This is a genomic window from Aliidiomarina quisquiliarum, assembly GCF_023922585.1.
GTDB lineage: Bacteria > Pseudomonadota > Gammaproteobacteria > Enterobacterales > Alteromonadaceae > Aliidiomarina > Aliidiomarina quisquiliarum.
In genome coordinates this window covers 1-686 of the sequence record NZ_JAMFTN010000031.1, presented here as the reverse complement: position 1 = coordinate 686, position 686 = coordinate 1, and the positions used below count along the sequence as shown (strand labels likewise).

Here is a 686-nt window from a genome sequence, read left to right as displayed (position 1 = left end):
TCACCCATCGACTGTTTTATACCTAGCTTAGTTAGCGAGCTTTTTAACTTTTTACTGGTGTACTGAGAGCCACGGTCACTATGGAAAATAACACCTTTTGGATGCTTTCTAAGCCAATAGGCTTGCTTAACCGACCGCAAAACAAGATCAGTTGTCATACGTTTGTTAATAGACCAGCCAATGATTCGGCGAGAATACAAATCCATAACAACGCTTAAATACATCCAACCTTGCCCAGTTCTTAAATAAGTAATATCACCAGCCCATACTTGATTAGCTTGGGCTGGGTTAAAGTTCATATTAACTAGGTTAGGTGCCGCCAAGTGGCGGTTATCACGCTTAGTCGTTACCTTGTAAGCCACGCGCTGGCGTACCACCAGACCTAGCTTACGCATGATAGTTCGCGTTTTATGACGACCGACAACGAACCCCTGTTGGCGCAGTGCTTTCATGAGCCCACGGCTGCCAAGACTGTTACGACTTTCTGCAAAAAGCTGTTTCGCCTTACGATAAAGCCTCAGTGTATCTGCGCTAATAAGCTTGGAAGGACGTTGCTCCCAAGCGTAATAGCCTGAGCGACTCAGCCCCAATGCCTTGCAGCATAAACTCACCGGGTAGCCTTCTTGCACTTTGGAATGAATAAATTTAAAACCTATTTCATTTCCCTAGCGAAGAAGGCCGAGGTG

At 45.6% G+C, this 686-nt stretch carries 1 protein-coding gene; it reads right to left on the bottom strand.

What is annotated here, in order from left to right:
- Positions 1-611, bottom strand: a 611-nt coding sequence (locus tag M1L23_RS12770) for an IS3 family transposase (protein ID WP_252627829.1), incomplete at its 3' end; no start/stop codon positions are given.
- Positions 612-686 lie beyond the last annotated feature (75 nt).